Origin of the sequence: Elizabethkingia argenteiflava, assembly GCF_009904105.1 — a bacterium.
Taxonomy (GTDB): Bacteria; Bacteroidota; Bacteroidia; order Flavobacteriales; family Weeksellaceae; genus Elizabethkingia; species Elizabethkingia argenteiflava.
The window spans coordinates 1-243 of record NZ_JAAABJ010000137.1 but is presented as its reverse complement, the minus strand read 5'-3'; the positions used below and the strand labels follow the sequence as shown (position 1 = coordinate 243).

General features: G+C 32.1%; 1 protein-coding gene. It reads right to left on the bottom strand.

Annotation, left to right across the window (positions count from 1 at the left end):
- Positions 1-243, bottom strand: a 243-nt coding sequence (locus GNY06_RS00905) for a transposase (protein ID WP_166518393.1), incomplete at both ends; no start/stop codon positions are given.

The window sequence follows — 243 nt, the reverse complement described above, 5'->3', positions numbered from 1 at the left end:
GCCATTATCTTAGATAATATTCTATTCTTAAAGCCATCAAAGGATTTCGCATAGTTTCTTCTAATCATAAACTGATCACATAATTGCGAAAATAAGGTTTCGATGCGCTTTCGGGGTTTTCTAAAAATATAAGGCTTTGGCTTATATCCATGTTGATTTTTTCGCATAGGTACTTCCATATTAATCTGGTTGTAAGTAAATAAGTCTCTTTGATAATCAATACTCAGATAACCTTTGTCTCCT